Here is a 680-nt window from a genome sequence, read left to right as displayed (position 1 = left end):
CGGCCATGGGCAGGCATAGATGCAGATTTGTTCGCGTGCAAAGCCACCGAAGAAAAATGTGGTGCCGGTCAGAATCAGCATCGTCGTATAGGCCACTGGATGCGCGTTTCCGGTGACCAGATCACGCGCCAGAGTTGGTGCATCCGCAAAATAGAAAACCCAGGCGCCACCAGTTGCGAGCCCGATGAAGAACCAAGCGACCCACTTGGTCAGGCGCAGCCGCGCCTTGCGGAAATCCAGCTTTTTCTGCCTGTGCAGACGCAGGCGCGCATTACGGTCGCCCTCGATCCAGCGCTCGACAAGGATATACAGGTCCGTCCAAACCGTCTGCGGGCAGGCATACCCGCACCAGACCCGCCCAAGCGCCGAGGTGAACAGGAACAGACCCAATCCTGCCATGATCAGCAGCCCAGCGACAAAATAGAACTCGTGCGGCCAAATCTCGATCCAGAAGAAATAGAAGCGGCGGTTCGCCAGATCCAGAAGAACGGCCTGATCCGGAAGGCTTGGACCGCGATCCCACCTGATCCAAGGCGTCACATAGTAAATGCCCAGCGTCACCGCCATGATGATCCATTTCAAATTGCGAAACGGGCCGGACACACGTCTCGGGAAAATCGGCTCTCTGGCGGCGTAGAGACTGGGGGTGGGATTGGAATCGCTCACAGGCTGGCTCCGCA

The 680-nt window shown here is 58.4% G+C and carries 1 protein-coding gene; it reads right to left on the bottom strand.

The window, feature by feature from the left end; genetic code table 11:
• Nucleotides 1-666 (bottom strand): 4Fe-4S binding protein (locus ACR0EL_RS22385; RefSeq protein WP_480502342.1); only part of this gene is annotated, 666 nt, incomplete at its 3' end.
• Nucleotides 667-680: the final 14 nt, after the last annotated feature.

It is taken from the genome of Ruegeria sp. AH12, from assembly GCF_056541465.1.
The sequence above is the reverse complement of the archived record's forward strand: the minus strand, read 5'-3'. Positions and strand labels throughout refer to the sequence as shown.